This window comes from Nocardia amikacinitolerans NBRC 108937 (assembly GCF_001612615.1).
In the GTDB taxonomy this organism is placed as follows: domain Bacteria; phylum Actinomycetota; class Actinomycetes; order Mycobacteriales; family Mycobacteriaceae; genus Nocardia; species Nocardia amikacinitolerans.
On record NZ_BDAU01000046.1, the window covers coordinates 57,522 to 75,009 of the forward strand.

Annotated in this window: 16 protein-coding genes; 5 read left to right on the forward strand and 11 right to left on the reverse strand. The window is 67.7% G+C overall.

The genetic code is table 11. The features are described 5' to 3' along the window. Positions 1-249: 249 nt before the first annotated feature. A complete protein-coding gene (locus NAM01S_RS28755; RefSeq protein ID WP_067791206.1) occupies positions 250-1,299 on the reverse strand; it encodes an AraC family transcriptional regulator in 1,050 nt (349 codons plus the stop codon). A gap of 143 nt (positions 1,300-1,442) precedes the next feature. Here NAM01S_RS28755 and lpdA point away from each other — a divergent pair, with 143 nt between their 5' ends. Further along, complete coding sequence (gene lpdA / locus NAM01S_RS28760; protein WP_067791208.1) at positions 1,443-2,843, forward strand: dihydrolipoyl dehydrogenase; 1,401 nt, start codon at positions 1,443-1,445, stop codon at positions 2,841-2,843. 234 nt (positions 2,844-3,077) lie between these two features. Then, the gene (locus tag NAM01S_RS28765) at positions 3,078-3,776 is read left to right on the forward strand and encodes a polysaccharide deacetylase family protein (protein WP_067791210.1); all 699 of its coding nucleotides are present in this window, start codon (positions 3,078-3,080) and stop codon (positions 3,774-3,776) included. On the opposite strand, the gene NAM01S_RS28770 is transcribed toward NAM01S_RS28765, so the two are convergent. The 3 genes from NAM01S_RS28770 to NAM01S_RS28780 are packed head-to-tail and all read right to left on the reverse strand — an operon-like array spanning position 3,723 to position 5,271. After that, positions 3,723-4,364, reverse strand: coding sequence for a GrpB family protein (locus tag NAM01S_RS28770; RefSeq protein ID WP_067791212.1), 642 nt, complete (start codon positions 4,362-4,364; stop codon positions 3,723-3,725). The genes NAM01S_RS28765 and NAM01S_RS28770 overlap by 54 nt on opposite strands. A 53-nt stretch (positions 4,365-4,417) precedes the next feature. Beyond that, complete coding sequence (locus tag NAM01S_RS28775; RefSeq protein WP_067791214.1) at positions 4,418-4,834, reverse strand: PPOX class F420-dependent oxidoreductase; 417 nt, start codon at positions 4,832-4,834, stop codon at positions 4,418-4,420. A gap of 38 nt (positions 4,835-4,872) precedes the next feature. Beyond that, entirely contained in the window at positions 4,873-5,271 is a 399-nt protein-coding gene (locus tag NAM01S_RS28780) for a winged helix-turn-helix transcriptional regulator (RefSeq protein ID WP_067791216.1), read from the reverse strand. 93 nt (positions 5,272-5,364) lie between these two features. Here NAM01S_RS28780 and NAM01S_RS28785 point away from each other — a divergent pair, with 93 nt between their 5' ends. Further along, positions 5,365-6,213, forward strand: coding sequence for an SDR family oxidoreductase (locus NAM01S_RS28785; protein WP_067791218.1), 849 nt, complete (start codon positions 5,365-5,367; stop codon positions 6,211-6,213). Positions 6,214-6,305: 92 nt separating this feature from the next. Here NAM01S_RS28785 and NAM01S_RS28790 read toward each other — a convergent pair whose 3' ends face one another. Further along, positions 6,306-6,683: a VOC family protein gene (locus NAM01S_RS28790; protein WP_067791220.1), complete on the reverse strand. Its 378-nt coding sequence runs from the start codon at positions 6,681-6,683 to the stop codon at positions 6,306-6,308. Between the two features lie 1,861 nt (positions 6,684-8,544). Further along, entirely contained in the window at positions 8,545-9,090 is a 546-nt protein-coding gene (locus tag NAM01S_RS28800; protein WP_067791246.1) for a carboxymuconolactone decarboxylase family protein, read from the reverse strand. Positions 9,091-9,307: 217 nt separating this feature from the next. Between NAM01S_RS28800 and NAM01S_RS28805 the strand changes: the two genes are divergently transcribed. Continuing rightward, entirely contained in the window at positions 9,308-10,183 is an 876-nt protein-coding gene (locus tag NAM01S_RS28805) for a nuclease-related domain-containing protein (RefSeq protein WP_067791223.1), read from the forward strand. 6 nt (positions 10,184-10,189) lie between these two features. On the opposite strand, the gene urtE is transcribed toward NAM01S_RS28805, so the two are convergent. The 5 genes from urtE to urtA all read right to left on the reverse strand — a co-directional run bounded on the left by urtE (position 10,190) and on the right by urtA (position 15,151). Beyond that, on the reverse strand, positions 10,190-10,882 hold the full coding sequence (gene urtE / locus NAM01S_RS28810) for an urea ABC transporter ATP-binding subunit UrtE (protein WP_067791225.1): 693 nt from the start codon (positions 10,880-10,882) through the stop codon (positions 10,190-10,192). Further along, positions 10,875-11,768, reverse strand: a complete 894-nt coding sequence (gene urtD / locus NAM01S_RS28815) for an urea ABC transporter ATP-binding protein UrtD (RefSeq protein WP_253799474.1) — start codon at positions 11,766-11,768, stop codon at positions 10,875-10,877. The genes urtE and urtD overlap by 8 nt, the downstream gene beginning before the upstream one ends. Continuing rightward, a complete protein-coding gene (urtC, locus tag NAM01S_RS28820; RefSeq protein WP_067791227.1) occupies positions 11,765-12,922 on the reverse strand; it encodes an urea ABC transporter permease subunit UrtC in 1,158 nt (385 codons plus the stop codon). Before urtC ends, urtD begins: the two co-directional genes overlap by 4 nt. After that, a complete protein-coding gene (urtB, locus tag NAM01S_RS28825) occupies positions 12,919-13,803 on the reverse strand; it encodes an urea ABC transporter permease subunit UrtB (RefSeq protein ID WP_067791229.1) in 885 nt (294 codons plus the stop codon). The genes urtC and urtB overlap by 4 nt, the downstream gene beginning before the upstream one ends. Before the next feature lie 76 nt (positions 13,804-13,879). Continuing rightward, positions 13,880-15,151 carry an urea ABC transporter substrate-binding protein gene (urtA, locus tag NAM01S_RS28830; RefSeq protein ID WP_067791232.1) on the reverse strand — a complete coding sequence of 424 codons (1,272 nt, stop codon included), beginning with the start codon at positions 15,149-15,151 and terminating at the stop codon, positions 13,880-13,882. Between the two features lie 454 nt (positions 15,152-15,605). On the opposite strand from urtA, the gene NAM01S_RS28835 reads away from it, so the two are divergent. After that, a complete protein-coding gene (locus NAM01S_RS28835) occupies positions 15,606-17,435 on the forward strand; it encodes an acyl-CoA dehydrogenase (RefSeq protein WP_067791233.1) in 1,830 nt (609 codons plus the stop codon). The last annotated feature ends 53 nt before the right edge of the window (positions 17,436-17,488 follow it).

Consider the following 17,488-nt stretch of genomic DNA (forward strand, 5'->3'; position numbering starts at 1 on the left):
CGCTTCATCCGAGAACGTTCCGGACCGTTCCATCCGGCACGAATCACGTTATGAGCGCCCCAACCGACTTCCCAGGTCCTCCGCCGCCACCAACCGGTCCGAACGCGCCACCATCCCGGCGCGCCCCGCTGCAACTTCGCGCCGTGCAGAGGGAGGGGACTTCGCAGACGCTTTGTACCCTTCGCGGGAGCTGCACGGTCTGCGAAGCGTGTGCACGGCCTGCGAGGACATGCGTCCCGCTCGGCGGTGTCAGGTGCGCCGACGGGTGGAGGGGGAAGCACCGGTCCAGCGCCGGAAGGCCTTGCGTAGCGCGCGGTCGTCGGCGAAGCCGAGGCGGTCGGCGACGGACGCGGTGGTAAGTCCTTGGTCGAGAAGGGCTTTGGCGCGTTCGTAGCGGGCCAGGTCGACCTCGTGTCGCCATCCGGTGTCGTGCTCGGCGAGTTGACGTTGCAAGGTGCGCGGGCTCACGGCAAGTCGGTGGGCGACCGCGGCGAGGGAGGGTTCGCCCTGGTCGAGGATGGCGTCCAAGGCGGTGCGGAAGGCCTCCAGCGGGCCGGGGACCGGCTTGGCCGTGGCGAGCACCAAGTCGGCGTGGCTGCGGAGCAGGTCGGCGAGCATGGGGTCGGCGCGGGGGAGCGGTGCGGCGGCGTCGGCGGCGGTGAAGGTGATGGTGTCGGCCGGTGCGTCGAATTCGATGCGGTCGGTGCCGAAGGCGGTGGTCAACACGTCGTGGGACGCCGGGGCGGCGCGGCTGAAGGTGAGCCGGGCGGGGACGACGGGTCGACTGGTCGCCTCGCGGGCGCGGCGCAGGTAGTAGGCCAGTACGTACTCGTTGACCACCGCGGCGACGTCGGGATCGCCCGCGGTGGTGCGGTAGCCGACCGTGAGTTCGCCGGGGTGGTCCAGCTCGAAGCCTTCGGCGGCGGCGGTCACCACCCGGTGGTAGGGCTGTGCCGCCCGCAGCGCGTCGGCCAGCGTCGAGCCGGTGGTGACGAGATAGTCCCAGGTGGTCAGTGTCCCGAGCGGCGCGGCCCGCGCCACGGCAAGTCCAGCTCCCGGCTCCGGCCTCGCCCGCGCGAGCAACTCCCACAGGTCGACCAGCGAGCGCAGCGGAATCCGGTTGAGTTCACCGGCCAGCGCGGCGTCATCGATCGAGGGAATGCGGGTCAGTCGCGCCGGATCGACGTTCGATAGCCGAACGACATCACGGACCAGGCGGACGAGGTGCGTCGAGGTGGTGCCGTCGATCGGATCGAGCGGCCGGACGCCGTCCGCACCGCTCGATCCGCCGTTTGTCACCAGCTCACCGTAGTGCTCACGGGGCCGATCCCGTCCAGGTCGGCGCGGCCTCGGCGGCGCTCGTCCGTCCCCCTGTGCTCGGCATCTCACCGAACCGGGACCACGGTGGGTGAACTCCCGGCAACGGAGTTAGGCTCGGTGGCGTGACTTCCCACTACGATGTCGTCGTTCTCGGCGCTGGTCCCGGCGGTTATGTCGCCGCGATCCGTGCCGCTCAACTCGGCCTGCGAACAGCGATCGTCGAGCAGAAATACTGGGGCGGTGTGTGCCTGAACGTGGGCTGCATCCCGTCGAAGGCGTTGCTGCGCAATGCCGAACTCGCGCACATTTTCACCAAGGAGGCCAAGACCTTCGGCATCACCGGTGAGGCGAGCTTCGACTTCGGCGCGGCGTTCGACCGCAGCCGCAAGGTGGCGGACGGCCGGGTCAAGGGCGTCCACTTCCTGATGAAGAAGAACAAGATCGACGAGTTCGACGGCAAGGGCACTTTCGTCGACGCGAACACGCTCTCGGTCGAGCTGTCCAAGGGCGGCACCGAGACCGTCACGTTCGACAACGTGATCATCGCGACGGGCACCGTCACCAAGCTGCTGCCCGGCACCCAGCTCAGCGCCAACGTGGTCACCTACGAAGAGCAGATCATGACCCGGGACCTGCCCGGTTCGGTCCTCATCGTCGGCGCGGGCGCGATCGGCATGGAGTTCGGCTACGTCCTGAAGAACTACGGCGTCGACGTGCGCATCGTGGAGTTCCTGGACCGCGCGCTGCCCAACGAGGACGCCGACGTCTCCAAAGAGATCACCAAGGCGTACAAGAAGCTCGGCATCACCATCACCACCGGTGCGGCCGTGCAGTCCATCGACGACGACGGGTCCAAGGTCACCGTCTCGATCAAGGACAACAAGTCCGGCTCGGTGGAGACCGTCACCGTCGACAAGGTGCTGCAGGCCGTCGGCTTCGCGCCGCGGGTGGAGGGCTACGGCCTGGAGAACACCGGCGTGCAGCTCGAGCGCGGCGCCATCGCCATCGACGACTACATGCGCACCAACGTGCCGCACATCTACGCCATCGGTGACGTCACCGGGAAGCTGCAGCTCGCGCACGTCGCGGAGGCGCAGGGCGTGGTCGCGGCCGAGACCATCGGCGGCGCGGAGACCGTCACCCTCGGTGACTACCGCATGATGCCGCGCGCCACCTTCTGCCAGCCGCAGGTGGCCAGCTTCGGCCTCACCGAGGAGCAGGCGCGCGCCGAGGGCTACGACGTGAAGGTCGCGACCTTCCCGTTCACCGCCAACGGCAAGGCGCACGGCCTCGGCGACGCGACCGGTTTCGTGAAGCTGATCTCCGACAACAAGTACGGGGAGCTGATCGGCGGTCACCTGATCGGACCGGACGTCTCGGAGCTGCTGCCCGAGCTGACCCTGGCCCAGAAGTGGGACCTGACGGTCAACGAGCTGGCGCGCAACGTGCACACCCACCCGACGCTCAGCGAGGCGCTGCAGGAGGCCATCCACGGTCTCGCGGGCCACATGATCAACTTCTGAGCGGTGTTTTCGGCGCGCTAGCGCGCGGGTTCGCGGCCCCCCTGATGTCTCGTTTCCGAGCGTTCGAGTCTCGCACCTTCGGTGCATGCGTCTCGAGCGCTCGGAAGCGAGACGGGCCGCGAACGGGCTCGTAAGACTCGCCCTCGGGGTGGATGGTAGGGCGCGGAGGATTCGTTCGCCCGAATACGGTTCTCGCCGAGGGGGTTCGGTCGCGACTTCTGATATACAGCGAAGATGCTTCGCCGAATGCTGACCGGGGCCGCGCTCGCTCTGGTGCTCGTCGTGCTGCTCGGTGTCGGCACCTATTTCCTGATGAACTCGCGCACCTATCAGGTGGCGGGGCGGCTGGTCGATCGGGTCGACACCGCGGACAAAGTGGTCGCGCTGACGCTCGACGACGGTCCCTCCGACAATGCACCCGAAGTGCTGAAAGTCCTTGCGGACGCTGGTATTCCGGCTACGTTCTACCTGAACGGGCGTGATCTCGCCGCGCGACCCGAGGCCGGCAGGGCGATCGCCGCCGCAGGCCACGAGATCGGCAACCACACCTACAACCACCGCCGCATGGTGTTCGTCTCCGACGAGACCGTGCGCGCCGAGATCGAGGACACCGACGCCGAGATCGCGAAGACCGGCTACCGCGGACCCATCACCTTCCGCCCGCCCTACGGCAAGAAGCTCTGGTCGCTGCCCCGGTACCTCGCCGACCACGACCGCACCACCGTCATGTGGGACGTCGAACCGGACTCCGGCAAGGTCGCCACCACCGACGAGATCGTCGGCGAAACCCTCGCGAACGTCCGCCCCGGTTCCATCATCCTGCTGCACGTCATGAGCAACCCGGACTCCCTCGCCGCCATCCCCCGCATAGTCGCCGAACTACGCGCCGACGGCTACACCTTCCTCCCCGTCACCCAACTCCTCACGCACTGACCTACGACCGGGAAGTGCTCGGCCGAGGATCTCCTCGACGACGTCGCTCTTGGCGTTCGCGTAGTGCTGGACGAACTTCCAGTCACGCTGGGCCAGTTCCCGTTTGACTCGCTCGTAGTACTTCCTGTCGTCGTCGTGCGTGCGGAGCCGGTCACGGAAGGCGACGATGCGTTCGATCTCGGGTGCGCCCAACTCCGGGTCGAAGACGTGCAGGTTCACGCTCCACCGCGCGCCGTCCTCCACCCGCCGGACGAGGCAGCGATGCTGGTACCAGTCCGGCTGCCGGATCCGCAATGTATAGCCGGCGACTTCGAGGGCTGGAACGTAGGCGGCCTCGTCGGCGGCGTCCGGGACGACCAGCAGGATGTCGATCAGCGGTTTGGCCGAGAGCCCTGGCACAGCGGTCGAGCCGGTGTGCTCGATCCGCAACGCGAACGTACCGAGCGCCGCTCGTATCACGGCTTCGTCCTCGGCGTACCAGGCGGGCCATGCGGGGTTGTAGTCCTCGATGACGATCTCGACGGCGTACGGCTTCAGCTCGCCGACGGTCGCTGCCGCGAGCTCGTCGTCAGAGTCCAACGTGGCCATACATCACCCTATCGAGGGAAGGAGGCCAGGTTCGTCGGCGCGGAGTCGCGCGGTCAGAGCATGCCGTAGGCGCGGTCGGGGGTGAAGCGGGCGATGACGCGGTGGTCTTCGACCATGGAGCGGCGGTAGTCGGACCAGTCGGGGTGTTCGCCGGAGGCGGCGCGGTAGTAGGCGACGAGTTCGTCGACGGTGGGGTCGTCGGGGTCGGCGGCGACGGGGGTGAGTTCGACGGTGCCTTCGAGGACGGCGTAGGCGAAGAAATCGTCGCGGGTGACGTGCAGCGCGGCCCACGGGTCACGGCGCAGGTTGTGGTATTTCGCGCGGTCGGCGGTGATGGAGATGCGGATGATGTCGTCGTCGCCGACGACGTGCAGCACATTGGACAGCTGGGGCCTGCCGTTGCGGCGGATGGTGGTCAGCACGGAACGGCGAGCGGAGCGAGCGAAATCGACGGCTTCGGAGAGTTCCATGTCTCCTGCAACCGCTCTGCGGGCGCGGTCGTTCCCGATCACTTGCGGTGGTAGGCGGCTTGGGCCTCCTGCACCCGCGGCATGTTCTTCTCCACCAGCTGAATGAGCCCCTCGAGCTGGGCGGCCACCTCGGCGCCGAGTTCGGTCAGGGTGTACTCGACACGCGGCGGAATCGTCTCCTGCACCTCGCGGTGCACCATGCCGTCGCGCTCCAGCGCCTGGAGAGTCTGCGAGAGCATGCGTTCGCTCACACCGTCGACCCGCCTGCGCAGCGCGCTGAAGCGGTACGGACCCTCGCGCAGCGCCACCAGAGCGAGAATGCCCCACCGGCTCGCAATATTCTGCAAAACCGGCCGTGACGTGCAGTTTCGCGCGAAGACGTCGGCTTCCAGCGTCGCGTCGTCGACCTCGGCCGACGTGGTGGGCTGGGTGTCCATGGGGTCGATGGTACCCGCCTTGACGGCAGTGGCGTCGGAATGCATAGTGCTTACTAATAGTAAGTACATGCAGATCTGACATTTGGAGGAATCATGACCGTCGCCGTCGCGGGAGCAAGCGGACAGCTGGGCAGGCTCGTCGTCGAGGAACTGTTGCGCGCGGGCGTTTCGCCCGTGGCGATCGTGCGCGATCCGGGCAAGGTGGCCGATCTGGCCGACCGTGGCGTTGACGTGCGCGAAGCCGGCTATGGCGACGCCGCCGCTCTCGACCGCGCGCTCGCGGGTGTCGACCGGCTGCTGCTGATCTCCGGCAACGAGTTCGGCCAGCGAATTGCCCAGCACACCACCGTGATTCGCGCCGCCGAGCGTGCGGGTGTCGGGCTGCTCGCGTACACCAGCATTCCCCGTGCCACCGAGAACCCGCTGATCCTCGCGCAGGAGCATCGCGGCACCGAGGCGGTGCTGAGCGAATCCACCGTGCCCCACGTACTGCTGCGCAACGGCTGGTACTGGGAGAACTACCTGGGCGGCCTCGCGCACGCGGTGGAATCCGGTGTGCTGCACGGTGCGGCGGGCGAAGGTCGAGTGGCCGGTGCGGCCCGCGCCGACTACGCCGCGGCCGCCGCGTGCGTGCTCACCACCGACGGACACGAGGGCCGCGTCTACGAGCTCGGCGGCGACGAGCGTCTCACGTATGACCAACTGGCACAGTCGATCTCGGAAGCATCGGGTAAGCCGGTGCGCTACCGGAACCTCGCCGAGGCGGACTACGCCGCCGCGCTGGAGCAGGCCGGGCTGCCCGCCGCCTACGCGAAGGCGCTGGCCGACGCGGACACCGGCATTGCCGCGGGCTACCTCGACGTCGACTCCGGCGACCTGCAAAAGCTGCTCGGCCGCCCGTCTACCCCGGCCGTCGAGGTCTTCCGCGCCGCCCTCGGCTGACCGGGAAATCGCTGCCACACACCTTTCGTACGCCTCACACAGTCATCGGCTGTGTGAGGCGTACACGCGGTGTGTGGCAGCGGACTAGCGGGTTAGACCCACTGGACGAGTTGGAGGATGATTCCGTTCGGGTCGGACATTTGGAAGTAGCGCTCGCCCCATTCCTCGGTCTCGATGGGCGTCACGATCGGTACGCCCTCGCCCTGGAGGCGGGCGTATTCCGCGTCGATGTCGTCGACCACGAACACTACGAGCAACCCGTCGCCCGCGCTCCCCGCCGCCCTCGCCGGTTTGAAGGACTTCAGCCCGGTACGCAAGTAGATGAGGTTCATCCCGGCGTCGGGCCGCTCCAGCGAGACGAACCCGTCGGCGGACATCTTCTCGGTGAATCCGAGGTGGTCGATGACGAACTTGGCCGAGGCCTGCGGGTCGGCGACATTGAGCGAAATGGCGGAAGCGGTGATATTCATACATCCTCCTCGAAAAACTCTCTACTTAGTACGCTGTACTTTGTAGGGAAATTTCCGGCCGTCTGCACTATGAGCTGAATCACAGTCGGTTGCCAATGCGCGCCTGGGACGACACCGCGCCGCTCCAGGAGCCACTGCCCAGACGCTGCACAACCTGCGCCGCACCCCTCTGACCCTGTGTTGCCCGGCACAGCCTCGAGCTACAGACCCGGCCCGGATCGGAGCTGCCCCGAACTGTCCTGCACCGCATTGCCCGGCACGCACTGCGCGGCCCGGCTTGCACGACCCGACCCGGCTCGGCGTTGCACTGCATGGTTCGGCGCTGCTCAGCGCCTCTCGGATCGGCGTTGCCCGACCCGGCTCGGCGCTGCTCGACCCCGCACCGCAGGCTCGGCGCTATCCAGCTCGGCGCTGCCCGGCCCGACCCAGCTCGGCCCAGCGGTGTATGGCGCGGCTCGCAGCTGTCCCACATGCCCGGCTCCGCGTTGCGCGGCCCGACCCGGCTCGACTCCGTACTGAATGGTTCGGCGCGACTGGCTCGGCGCTGCGCGACCGCGGCTGCCCGACCCGGCTCAGCGCGGCGCTGTATGGCACGGCTCGGCATGGCTTGGAGCCACCCGGCTCGGAGTTGCCTCACCTCGCGGCGTGGAGTTGTCCGGTCCCGCACTGCGCTGCCCGGCGTTGCACGGGCCGACCCGGCCAGCGTTGCACGACTCGGCGCTACAAAGGTTCCTGCGCCGCGCGGTCCGGCACTGAACGGTTGGCACGCTTCGGATCCCGTTGCTGAACACCCAGCGCGGTGATGGTCGACGCCAACCCCTCGTATCGGCGCTGCATGGTTCGCGCTGCAGGCCCTGCGCTGAGTGGCCCGGCCCGGTGCTGCTCGACCCGGCTCGGCTCGGCCTTGCGCCGCATCTCGGCGCTCCACGGCTCGCGCTGCACGGCGCCGCTTGGATCGGAGCTGCCCCCGAACCGTTCGGCACGGCGTTGCCCGGCAACTCACTGCGCGGACAGGCCTGCACGACCCGACCCGGCTCGGCCTTGCACTGCACGGCTCGCGCTGCACGGCGCCGCTCGGCTCAGCGTTGGCCGACCCGGCTCGGCTCGGCGATACCTGGCTTGGCCTCGCGCTGATTGCCCGGCGCCGCACAGCACGGCCCGGCCTGCGTTGTACGGCTCGTCGCTGCTAGCCCGGTGCCGCACGGTCCGGCACTGCAAGGCTCGGTCTTTGCCGCTGGATGGCTCGGCGGTGCACGGCGCGCGCCGCTCGGCCCGGCGTTGCCGACCCGGCATTACCCCGGGTCGGCCTCGGATCGCATGGTTCGGCGCTGCACGACCAGGCTGCACGGCTCGCGCTGCACAGCATGTCGCGCGTTGTACGGCTCGGCGCTGCAATGCCCCGGCGCAGCGCGGTCCGGCGCTGAACGACGTGGCACGCTTCAGATTCCGTCGCGCTGAACAGCGTTGTGATGGTCGACGCCAACACTCGTATCGGTACTGCCCCGGCTCGCGCTGCGCGGCGCCGCTCGGCCAGGCCTTGCGCGCATGACTCGGCGCTGCGCGGCCTTCGCTGCACGGCGTTGCCCGGCACGCACTGCGCGGCCCGGCCTGCACGACCCGGCCCGGCTGGGCCTCGGGCTGCATGGCTCGGTGCTGCACAGCGCCGCTCGGATCGGCGTTGCCCGACCCCGCACCGTGTGGCTTGGTGCTACCCGGCTCGGAGCTACCTCATCTCCCGGCGTGGTGTTGTCCCGCGCTGCGCTGCCTGCGTTGCACGGCGGCCTGCGTTGCACGGCTCGGCGACGCAAGGTCGCGGCGTCGCGCGGTCCGGCGCTGAACTGCTCCGCTGGATCGTGGAGGTTCAGATTCCGTCGCGTTGAATGCGTAGTGCGGTGATGGTCGACGCCAATCCCTCGTACTGGTTGATCAGCAGCACGATTTCGATGAGTCCGCGCTCGTCGTAGTGCTCGGCCAGGTGGGTCCAGGTGGTGTCGTCGATGTCGCGGGTCGTGACGAGTTGGTCGACCGCCTCGAGCAGCGCGCGATGCTTGGCGTTCCACGCGGGATCGGCCGGTCCGGTGCGCAGTCTTTCCAGGATTTCCGGCGTGACGCCTGCGCGGCGGCCGAGCCGGATGTGATGGTCCATCTCGTACTCGCAGCTGCGCAGGTGGGCGACGCGAATGATGACCAGCTCGGATTCGTACCTCGGCAGCCGCCCGCCCGGCATCAGCCTGCCGGAGTAGTGCAGCCAGCCGCGGAACAGTCCTTTGGTGCGGCCGAGCGTGCTGAACAGGTGCGCGTCCGGTGTGCCAGCGGCGCGCGAGAGCACCTGCCAGACAGCCCAATTCACCGGACCGAGCTCCTTGAGACGTCCCGGTGCGATACGTGGTTGCGACATCGAAACCATGCTTCCCGCCTTCCGCGCGGTGAGCGCCTCCCCGCGCTCCACGCCATCGTGGTTGGGTCCGGTAGCTCGCGCCGGACCGAGAGCCGAGCCTACCCGCGCTTTCCGCTTTCCAGTGGTTTTCCCGGGTGCGTACCGGCATCATCAGTACCGGTGCGGATCGCCGGGGCTGTGGGCGGTCGCGCCGCGAGGGCGAACAGTTGAGCAGGGGTCGAGGCACATGCTGGTGAAGATCAGGCCCGGAGCGCAGCTCTCCGGGGCCGAGCAGGAATTCGTGGACTGCCTGCGGTCCTTTCCGACGACCGGTCTCGCCGCGATCGATGCGCACGTGGGGGACAACGGAACCCGCCAGATCGACGCGGTGCTGATCACTCCGCGCGGCATCACGGTGGTCGAGGTCAGGGGTTTCCGGCGGCGGCAGAGCGGCATTCTGCACGTGGCGGCCGACGAGCCGTGGACCATCAGCGACACTCCCGCCGATCTCGACGACGAGAGCAACGCGAATCCGGCCGAACGCCTGGAACAGAGCGTGTACGCGGTGAAGAGCAAACTCGAACGGGCGCTGCTCGATCCGGGCCACGTGTGCGGCGTTGTCGCGCTCGTTCCGTTGCGCGGCGTCGTGGTGCGGCCCGCGCGGACGAACCTGCGCTCCGGTATCGACGTCGTCGTCGCCAACGTGCCCGACTCCACCGAATTACGCATCTATATCGAGAGTTTCGCGGCCGGCCCGCGCAGTTGGAGTGCCGACCGGGTGATTTCGGCGGCCACGGCGCTCGGCGTGACGGCGCCGTCGCGGGCCGAACTGATCGCCGACGGTTTCGACGAACTCGCGCCGCATTCGCACATGCCCGTCCCTGTCGCGCCGCCGCCGCGCACCGCGCCACCTCCGCCGCGTCCGCCCACGCGCAGCCAGCACGCAGCGACCTGGGCCGTCGTCGCGGTGGCGCTGATCGGCATACTGGTGGTGTTCGGCGTCGTCGCGACGGCGGTGGCGCGTGACGAACCGCATCCCGCCCCGGAGACCACCACCACGGTGGACCCGACTCCATCGCTGTCTCGTCCCCGCGACTGCTATCCGTTCCAGACGGACTGCTGAACCGGCTCAGATCGCCATCGCCGAACGGACTTCCGTCTCCGCACCTGCGCCCCCCGCACCGGTCGAAGTGACGCGGCCGGATTGCAGCACGTAATACCGCTGCGCCGCCTGGAGCGCGAAACCGATGTGCTGCTCGACGAGCAGCACGCTCAACCCGCCGCGACCTGTCAATTCGATGATGGTGCGCTCGATCTCGGCCACCACCGACGGCTGAATTCCCTCGGTCGGCTCGTCCAGGATGAGCAGCTTGGGTTCGGTGATCAGGGCCCGCGCGATGGCGAGCTGCTGGCGCTGGCCGCCGGAGAGCAGGCCAGCCTTGCGGCTCAACAGTTCTCGCAGCGCCGGGAACAGGTCCAATGCCTCGTCGATCAGCGCCTTGCCGCGCTTGCGCCCATCGGCCACCACTTGCAGGTTCTCCGCGGTGGTGAGCTGGGGAAAACTCTGCTGGCCCTGCGGCACATACGCGATGCCGCGCTTGACCCGGCGCGAGGGCGAGAGCTTGGTGATCACGTCGCCGTCGAAGGTGATCCGCCCGGACTTGGTGGCGACCAACCCGACCGCGGTGCGCAGCAGTGTCGTCTTGCCGGCGCCGTTGTGTCCCATGATCGCGACCACGCTGTCGTCCGGAACCGTCAGCGACACACCGTGAATCACCTCGGTCCGTCCGTAGCCGGAGTGAATGTCGGCCAGTTCAAGCATCGGCGGACTCCTTGTTCTGCGCCGGGGTTTCGGCGCTGTGATCGGTGGCGCGCACACCGTGCTCCGTGGCGCGAACGTCCTGCGCGGTGGTTTCGTCTTCGAGCTCGGTGCCGATGGCCGCCGCGGTGCCGAGGTAGACCTCCTGCACCTTCGGATCGGCTTGCACCTGCTCGACCGTTCCCTCGCTGAGCACCCGGCCACCCGCGAGGACGGTCACCGACGTGGCGAACGAGCGCATGAAGTCCATGTCGTGCTCGACCACCACAACGACGCGCTCGGCACCGATGCGGCGCAACAGGTTTCCGGTCTCCTCGCGCTCCTCTGCGCTCATGCCCGCGACCGGTTCGTCGAGCAACAGCACCGCGGCGTTCTGCACCAGCAGCATGCCGATCTCCAGCCACTGCTTCTGGCCGTGCGCGAGCACGCCCGCCGGTTTGTCGCGCAGCGCCGTGAGACCGGTGATCTCCAGCGCCTCTTCGATACTCGGCAGCACCGACTTGCGCCTGCGCAGCAGCGACAGCGGCGAACGGCCCGCGCCCGCAGCGATATCCAGGTTCTGCAAGACGCTCAACTGCTCGAAAACGCTGGCCGTCTGGAACGTGCGCCCGACGCCGAGGCGGGCGATCTGGTGCACCTTCTTGCCGAGCAGTTCGGTCCCGGACTTCTGCGCGGAACCCGTCGCCGGGACAAGGCCGGTGATCGCGTCGATGAGCGTTGTCTTGCCGGCGCCGTTGGGGCCGATCAGGAAGCGCAGATCGCCTTGCAGAACCGTCAGATCCACATCGGTGACCGCTTTGAAGCCGTCGAAACTCACCGAGAGTCCGCGGATTTCGAGGTATTCGCTGTCCATGCCCGCGTTGCCGCCGAGCTTGGGTTCGATCGTCATCGGGATTCCACCTTCTCCTCGGCGACCTGCTGTACGGCAGGCAAAGCGTCCTCGGTCGGCGCGGTCTCGCGCACCACGACCGGCGCGCTCGAGCGTCGAAACCGGTTCTCCAGCAGGCCTTTCACCATCGGCCACACACCCGCGAGTCCCGCCGGGATGAACCCGACGACCACGATGAACAGCACGCCCTGCAAGTAGGTCCAGCCGGACGGGAACTGTTCGGAGAACGCGGTCTGCGCCCACGCGACGCCGATCGCGCCGAGTACCGGACCGAGCAGCGTAGTTCGGCCGCCGATCGCGACGCCGATCAGGAAGGCGATGGAGGGCACCACGCCGATGTCGGCGGGGGAGATGATGCCGACGATCGGTGTGAACAGCGCGCCCGCGATGCCCGCGAAGAAGGCGGCGACGACGTACGCGACGATCTTGATATTGGCCGGGTCGTAGCCGAGGAAGCGCACCCGCTCCTCCTGATCGCGCACCGCGACGAGCAGTTCGCCGTAGCGGCTGTGCATCAGCTGGCGCACCAGCGCGACGACCACGAGCAACGTGCCCGCGGCGATGAAGAACAGCATCTGCCGGTTGACCGGGTCGGAGAGCTTGAAGCCGAAGAAGGCGCGGAAATCCGAGAGCCCGGTGAACCCGCCGAGCGCCTGCTGTCCGGTGAGCAGGATGGCCAGCGCGGCGGCAAGCGCCTGGCTCAGGATCGCGAAGTAGGCGCCCTTGACCCGGCGCTTGAACACGCCGTAGCCGAGCAGCGCCGCGACCAGCGCGGGCAGCACGAGAATCGCGAGGATCGCCACCGGCGCCGACCCGAAAGGCTGCCAGAATGTGGGCAATTCGCGAATGCCCGCGATCTCCATGAACTCAGGAACATCGTTGCCGAGCCGGGCGGCATCGGCCATTTGCATGTGCATCGCCATCAGGTACGCGCCGATGCCGAAGAACACGCCTTGGCCGAGGGTCAGCATGCCGCCGCGGCCCCACGCCAGGCCGATGCCCGCCGCCACGATCGCGAAGCACAGGAACTTCGCGAGCAGGTTGAGCCGGAAGTCGCTGAGCACTGCGGGGGCGACCGCGAACAACAGGATCGCGGCGACGGCGAAACCGCAGAGCGCGGTCAGCGAGGAGCGGCGTCCGATCAGCGTGCTCATGCCAAACTCCTTGTCCGGACAGTGAACAGGCCCTGCGGACGGACCTGAAGGAAGATCACGATCACCACGAAGACGACGACTTTCGCGATGGACGCGGTGGTTTCGTACTCGATGTAGGAATTGAGCAGCCCGAGCGCGAAGGCCGCGATCACCGTGCCCTTGATCTGGCCGAGGCCGCCGATCACCACGACGAGGAACGCGTCGATCAGATAGCTCTGGCCGATGGTCGGGCTCGTCGAGCCGATCAGTGTCAACGCGACGCCGGCCACGCCCGCGAGCCCGGAGCCGATGAAGAAGGTGCTGATATCGGTGAAACGGCTGGACACGCCGCTTGTTTCGGCGAGTCCGCGGTTCTGTACGACCGCGCGGATGCGCCTGCCGAGCGGCGTCGCCTTCAGCACGACCGCCAACGCGGTCACCGCGAGAACCGCGAGCACCAGGATGAAGATGCGCGTCTTGGGGACGACCGCGCCCAAGATGGTGACGCCGCCGCTGAGCCACTCGGGCGCCAGCACGTTCTTGGCGGGCGCGCCGAAGATGTCACGGGCGAACTGCTGCAACACCAGACCGACGCCGAAGGTGACGAGCAGGGTGTCCAGCGGGCGGTCGTACATCCAGCGAATCAGCCCCATCTCCAGCGCCGCGCCCAGCGCGCCGCCTACCAGAAACCCGACCACAAGCGACACCAGCAGCGAGACACCCGCCGAGGAGATCACCTTCTGCACGACGTAGGTGGTGTAGCAGCCGGCCATGATGAATTCGCCGTGCGCCATGTTGATCACGCCCATCTGGCCGAAGGTGAGCGAGAGGCCGAGTGCGGCGAGCAAAAGAATCGATCCCAGGCTCAACCCCGTGAAGAGCTGGCCGATCAACACGTCCATGAGTAATCCCTCCGGAATCAGGCCTGTGCGGGACGGCCGGCGAACCGGCCGCCCCGCATCGGACGGACGACAGTCGTCACAGGCCCTTGGCCCAGTCGTAGGACTTCAGGTACGGGTCCGGCTGGATCGGCTTGCCGGAGTCCCACACCGTGTAGATCAGGCCGTCGGCGCGGATCTCACCGATGCGCGCGGTCTTGGTGATGTGGTGGTTGGAGCCGTCGATGGTGACCAGGCCTTCCGGTGCGTCGAAGCTGACGCCGTCGGCCGCGGCCTGGACGTCCTCGGTCTTGAACGAATTGGCCTTCTCGACGGTGTTCTTCCACAGGTAGACCGAGGCGTAGGCGGCCTCCATCGGGTCCGAGGTCGGCTTGTCGGCGCCGAAGGCGGCCTTGTACGCGTCGACGAACGCCTTGTTCTGCGGGGTGTCGACGGTCTGGTAGTAGTTCCACGCCGTCAGCTGGCCGGCGATGTGCTGCGCGCCGATGCCCGCGACCTCTTCCTCGGCGATGGACACCGAAACCACCGGCATTTCGGCGGCTTTCAGGCCCGCGTTGCTGTACTCGCGGAAGAACGCAACGTTCGAATCGCCGTTGAGGGTGTTGAATACCGCCCCCGCCTTGGCGTTTCGCACCTTGTTCACGATGGTCGAGAAGTCGGTGGAGCCGAGCGGGGTGTAGTCCTCGCCTTTGATCTCGATACCGTTGGCCGCGGCGTAGGCCTTGATCTCGCGGTTGGCGGTCTGCGGGAAGACGTAGTCGGAGCCGACCAGGTAGAGGGACGTAATGCCCTTCTGCTTCAGGTAGTCCAACGCGGGCACGATCTGCTGGTTGGTGGTCGCGCCGGTGTAGAAGATGTTCTTGCTGTCCTCCAGGCCCTCGTACTGGACCGGGTAGTAGAGCAACGAGTTCAAGCTTTCGAACTTGGGCTTCATGGCTTTTCGGCTGGACGAGGTCCAACCGCCGAACACCGCGGCCACGCAATCGGAGCTGATGAGCTTTTCCGCCTTCTCCGCGAACGTCTTCGGGTCCGAGGCGCCGTCCTCGAGCACCAGCTGGATCTTCTTGCCGAGCACGCCGCCCGCGGCGTTGATCTGGTCGACGGCCAGCTTGGTGGAGTTGGCGACGGTGACCTCGGAGATGGCCATGGTGCCCGACAGCGAGTGCAGGGAACCGACCTTGATGGTGTCGGTGGAGGTGTCGACGCAGGAGGCGGCGTTCGAGCCGACCGTGGCGTCGTCCTTGGCGCCGCAGGCGGTCAGCAACAGGCCGGCGAGCGCCAGCGCGGTCGGCGCGGCGAGCGCTCTGGTCAGGCGGGAACGATGCCGATGAGCGGCGCGGGAATCTGACATGGGGCGGGACCCTCTCACTTCATCAGGTGTTCGGCGGCGCTGGCAGCGCCGCGCGCGAATACGCCGCATCCGCCCCGGTCAAAGCTGTCGACCGGGGTGTATACAACCGCATATTCGTGGTGCGAAGAGTAGACAGAAGTTGTTGCGCCGGAATATCTCTCGGTGACGAGTCCGTTGCCGATGTTTCCGGTGTGTGAAAACTTTCCGGCTATCGATCGGTGAACCGGCGTGAGGTCCGTAGTCGGTCCGTAGCAACGTCTACGGTTCGGTCGTCGGCGCTCGCCCGCACGCGGTCCGGCGCAGGTCGTCGGCGAGGTTCGTCGGGCCGTGTTCGCTCTGATCTTCCCTACGGTTGCGTAGCCGATTCCCGGTGCGGCAGGCTGCGATTTGTACATCGTCAGAAGCGCCGGAGCGTCGTGGCGGCGGGCCACGGCCGCGAGTCGAGGAGGACCAGGTGGGGCACTACAAGGCGAACGTGCGTGACATCGAATTCAACCTTTTCGAGGTGCTGGGCCTGGACAAGCTCCTCGATACCGGCGCTTACGGCGACCTCGACTCCGACACCGTGCGCGAGATCCTCGCCGAGGTGAAGCGCCTCGCCGAGGGCCCGATCGCGGACTCCTTCGCCGCGGCCGACCGGGAGCCCGTCGTCTACGACCCGAGCACCTTCGAGATCTCCGTACCCGAGCCGTTGCGCAAGACGGTGGCGGCGGTGCGCGACGCCGATTGGGGCAGGCTGGGCATGCCGGAGGGCATGGGCGGCACGCCGGCGCCCAACGCGGTGGTCTGGGCGGTCAACGAGATGATCACCTGCGCCAACCCGGCGGCCAGTTTCTTCAGCATGGGCTCGGTGATGTCGTCGGTGCTGTTCACCGTCGGCAACGAGCAGCAGAAGCACTGGGCAACGGTCGGCTACGAGAAGGGCTGGCAGGGCACCATGGTGCTGACCGAGCCGGACGCGGGCTCGGATGTCGGCGCGGGCCGCACCAAGGCGATCCCGCAGGAGGACGGGTCCTGGCACATCGAGGGCGTCAAGCGGTTCATCTCGGGCGGCGACGTCGGTGACACCGCCGAGAACGTCTTCCACCTGGTGCTCGCCCGGCCGGAGGGCGCGGGCCCCGGCACCAAGGGGCTGTCGCTGTTCTACGTGCCGAAGTTCCTGTTCGACCACGAGACGCTCGAGCTGGGCGACCGCAACGGCGTCTACGTGACCGGCGTCGAACACAAGATGGGCCTGAAGTCCTCGCCGACCTGTGAGCTGACCTTCGGCGGCGGCCCGGTTCCTGCCAAGGGCTGGCTGGTCGGCGACGTGCACAACGGCATCGCGCAGATGTTCCAGGTGATCGAGAACGCCCGCATGATGGTGGGCGTCAAATCCTCCGGCACGCTCTCGACGGGTTACCTCAATGCGCTGCAGTTCGCGAAGGAGCGCGTGCAGGGCGCGGACCTGATCCAGATGGCGGACAAGGCGGCTCCGCGGGTGCCGATTACGCGTCACCCGGATGTGCGCCGCTCGCTGGCGATGCAGAAGGCCTATGCCGAGGGACTGCGCTCGGTGTACCTCTACACCGCCGCGCATCAGAACGCCGATGTGGCGCAGTTGGTTTCGGGCGCGGACGCCGATCTGGCGCACCGCGTCGACGATCTGCTGCTGCCCATCGTGAAGGGCGTCGGCTCAGAGCGCGCATACCAGTTGCTGACGGAATCCCTTCAGACACTGGGCGGTTCGGGCTACCTCCAGGACTACCCGATCGAGCAGTACATCCGCGACGCCAAGATCGACTCGCTGTACGAAGGCACCACCGCCATCCAGGCGCAGGACTTCTTCTTCCGCAAGATCATTCGCGACAAGGGTGCGGCGCTGGCCCACGTCGACGGCCAGATCACCGCCTTCCTCGCCACCCCGACCGGGCGCTTCGAGACCGAACGAGAACTGCTGCGCACCGCCCAGTCCGACGTGCAGGCGATGGCGGCGACGCTCACCGGATTCGTGATGGCGGCCCAGCAGTCGCCCACCGAGTTGTACAAGGTGGGGCTGGGGTCCGTGCGCTTCCTGCTCGCGGTCGGCGACCTGCTCATCGGGTGGAGGCTGCTGGTGCAGGCGGAGATCGCCGCCGCGGCGCTCGTCGGTGACACGGACGCCAAGGATCGGGCGTTCTATTCCGGGAAGGTCGCGGTCGCGAAGTTCTTCGCGCGGAATGTGTTGCCGCAGTTGACGGCTACGCGGAAGGTGTTGGCTGGGATCGACAACGACATCATGGAGTTGGACGAGGCTGCGTTCTGAGGGGTGGGCCTTCGACCCGCTCCCTCTGCGGGTAGGTGTCGTCCGGCGCGGTT

Excerpts from the sequence above, each read along its gene's own strand:
- NAM01S_RS28765 (WP_067791210.1), top strand. The coding sequence starts at position 3,078 with ATGCTTCGCCGAATGCTGACCGGGGCCGCGCTCGCTCTGGTGCTCGTC.
- NAM01S_RS28770 (WP_067791212.1), bottom strand. The coding sequence starts at position 4,364 with ATGGCCACGTTGGACTCTGACGACGAGCTCGCGGCAGCGACCGTCGGC.
- NAM01S_RS28775 (WP_067791214.1), bottom strand. The coding sequence starts at position 4,834 with ATGGAACTCTCCGAAGCCGTCGATTTCGCTCGCTCCGCTCGCCGTTCC.
- NAM01S_RS28780 (WP_067791216.1), bottom strand. The coding sequence starts at position 5,271 with ATGGACACCCAGCCCACCACGTCGGCCGAGGTCGACGACGCGACGCTG.
- NAM01S_RS28785 (WP_067791218.1), top strand. The coding sequence starts at position 5,365 with ATGACCGTCGCCGTCGCGGGAGCAAGCGGACAGCTGGGCAGGCTCGTC.
- NAM01S_RS28790 (WP_067791220.1), bottom strand. The coding sequence starts at position 6,683 with ATGAATATCACCGCTTCCGCCATTTCGCTCAATGTCGCCGACCCGCAG.
- NAM01S_RS28800 (WP_067791246.1), bottom strand. The coding sequence starts at position 9,090 with ATGGTTTCGATGTCGCAACCACGTATCGCACCGGGACGTCTCAAGGAG.
- NAM01S_RS28805 (WP_067791223.1), top strand. The coding sequence starts at position 9,308 with ATGCTGGTGAAGATCAGGCCCGGAGCGCAGCTCTCCGGGGCCGAGCAG.
- urtE (WP_067791225.1), bottom strand. The coding sequence starts at position 10,882 with ATGCTTGAACTGGCCGACATTCACTCCGGCTACGGACGGACCGAGGTG.
- urtD (WP_253799474.1), bottom strand. The coding sequence starts at position 11,768 with ATGACGATCGAACCCAAGCTCGGCGGCAACGCGGGCATGGACAGCGAA.
- urtC (WP_067791227.1), bottom strand. The coding sequence starts at position 12,922 with ATGAGCACGCTGATCGGACGCCGCTCCTCGCTGACCGCGCTCTGCGGT.
- urtB (WP_067791229.1), bottom strand. The coding sequence starts at position 13,803 with ATGGACGTGTTGATCGGCCAGCTCTTCACGGGGTTGAGCCTGGGATCG.
- urtA (WP_067791232.1), bottom strand. The coding sequence starts at position 15,151 with ATGTCAGATTCCCGCGCCGCTCATCGGCATCGTTCCCGCCTGACCAGA.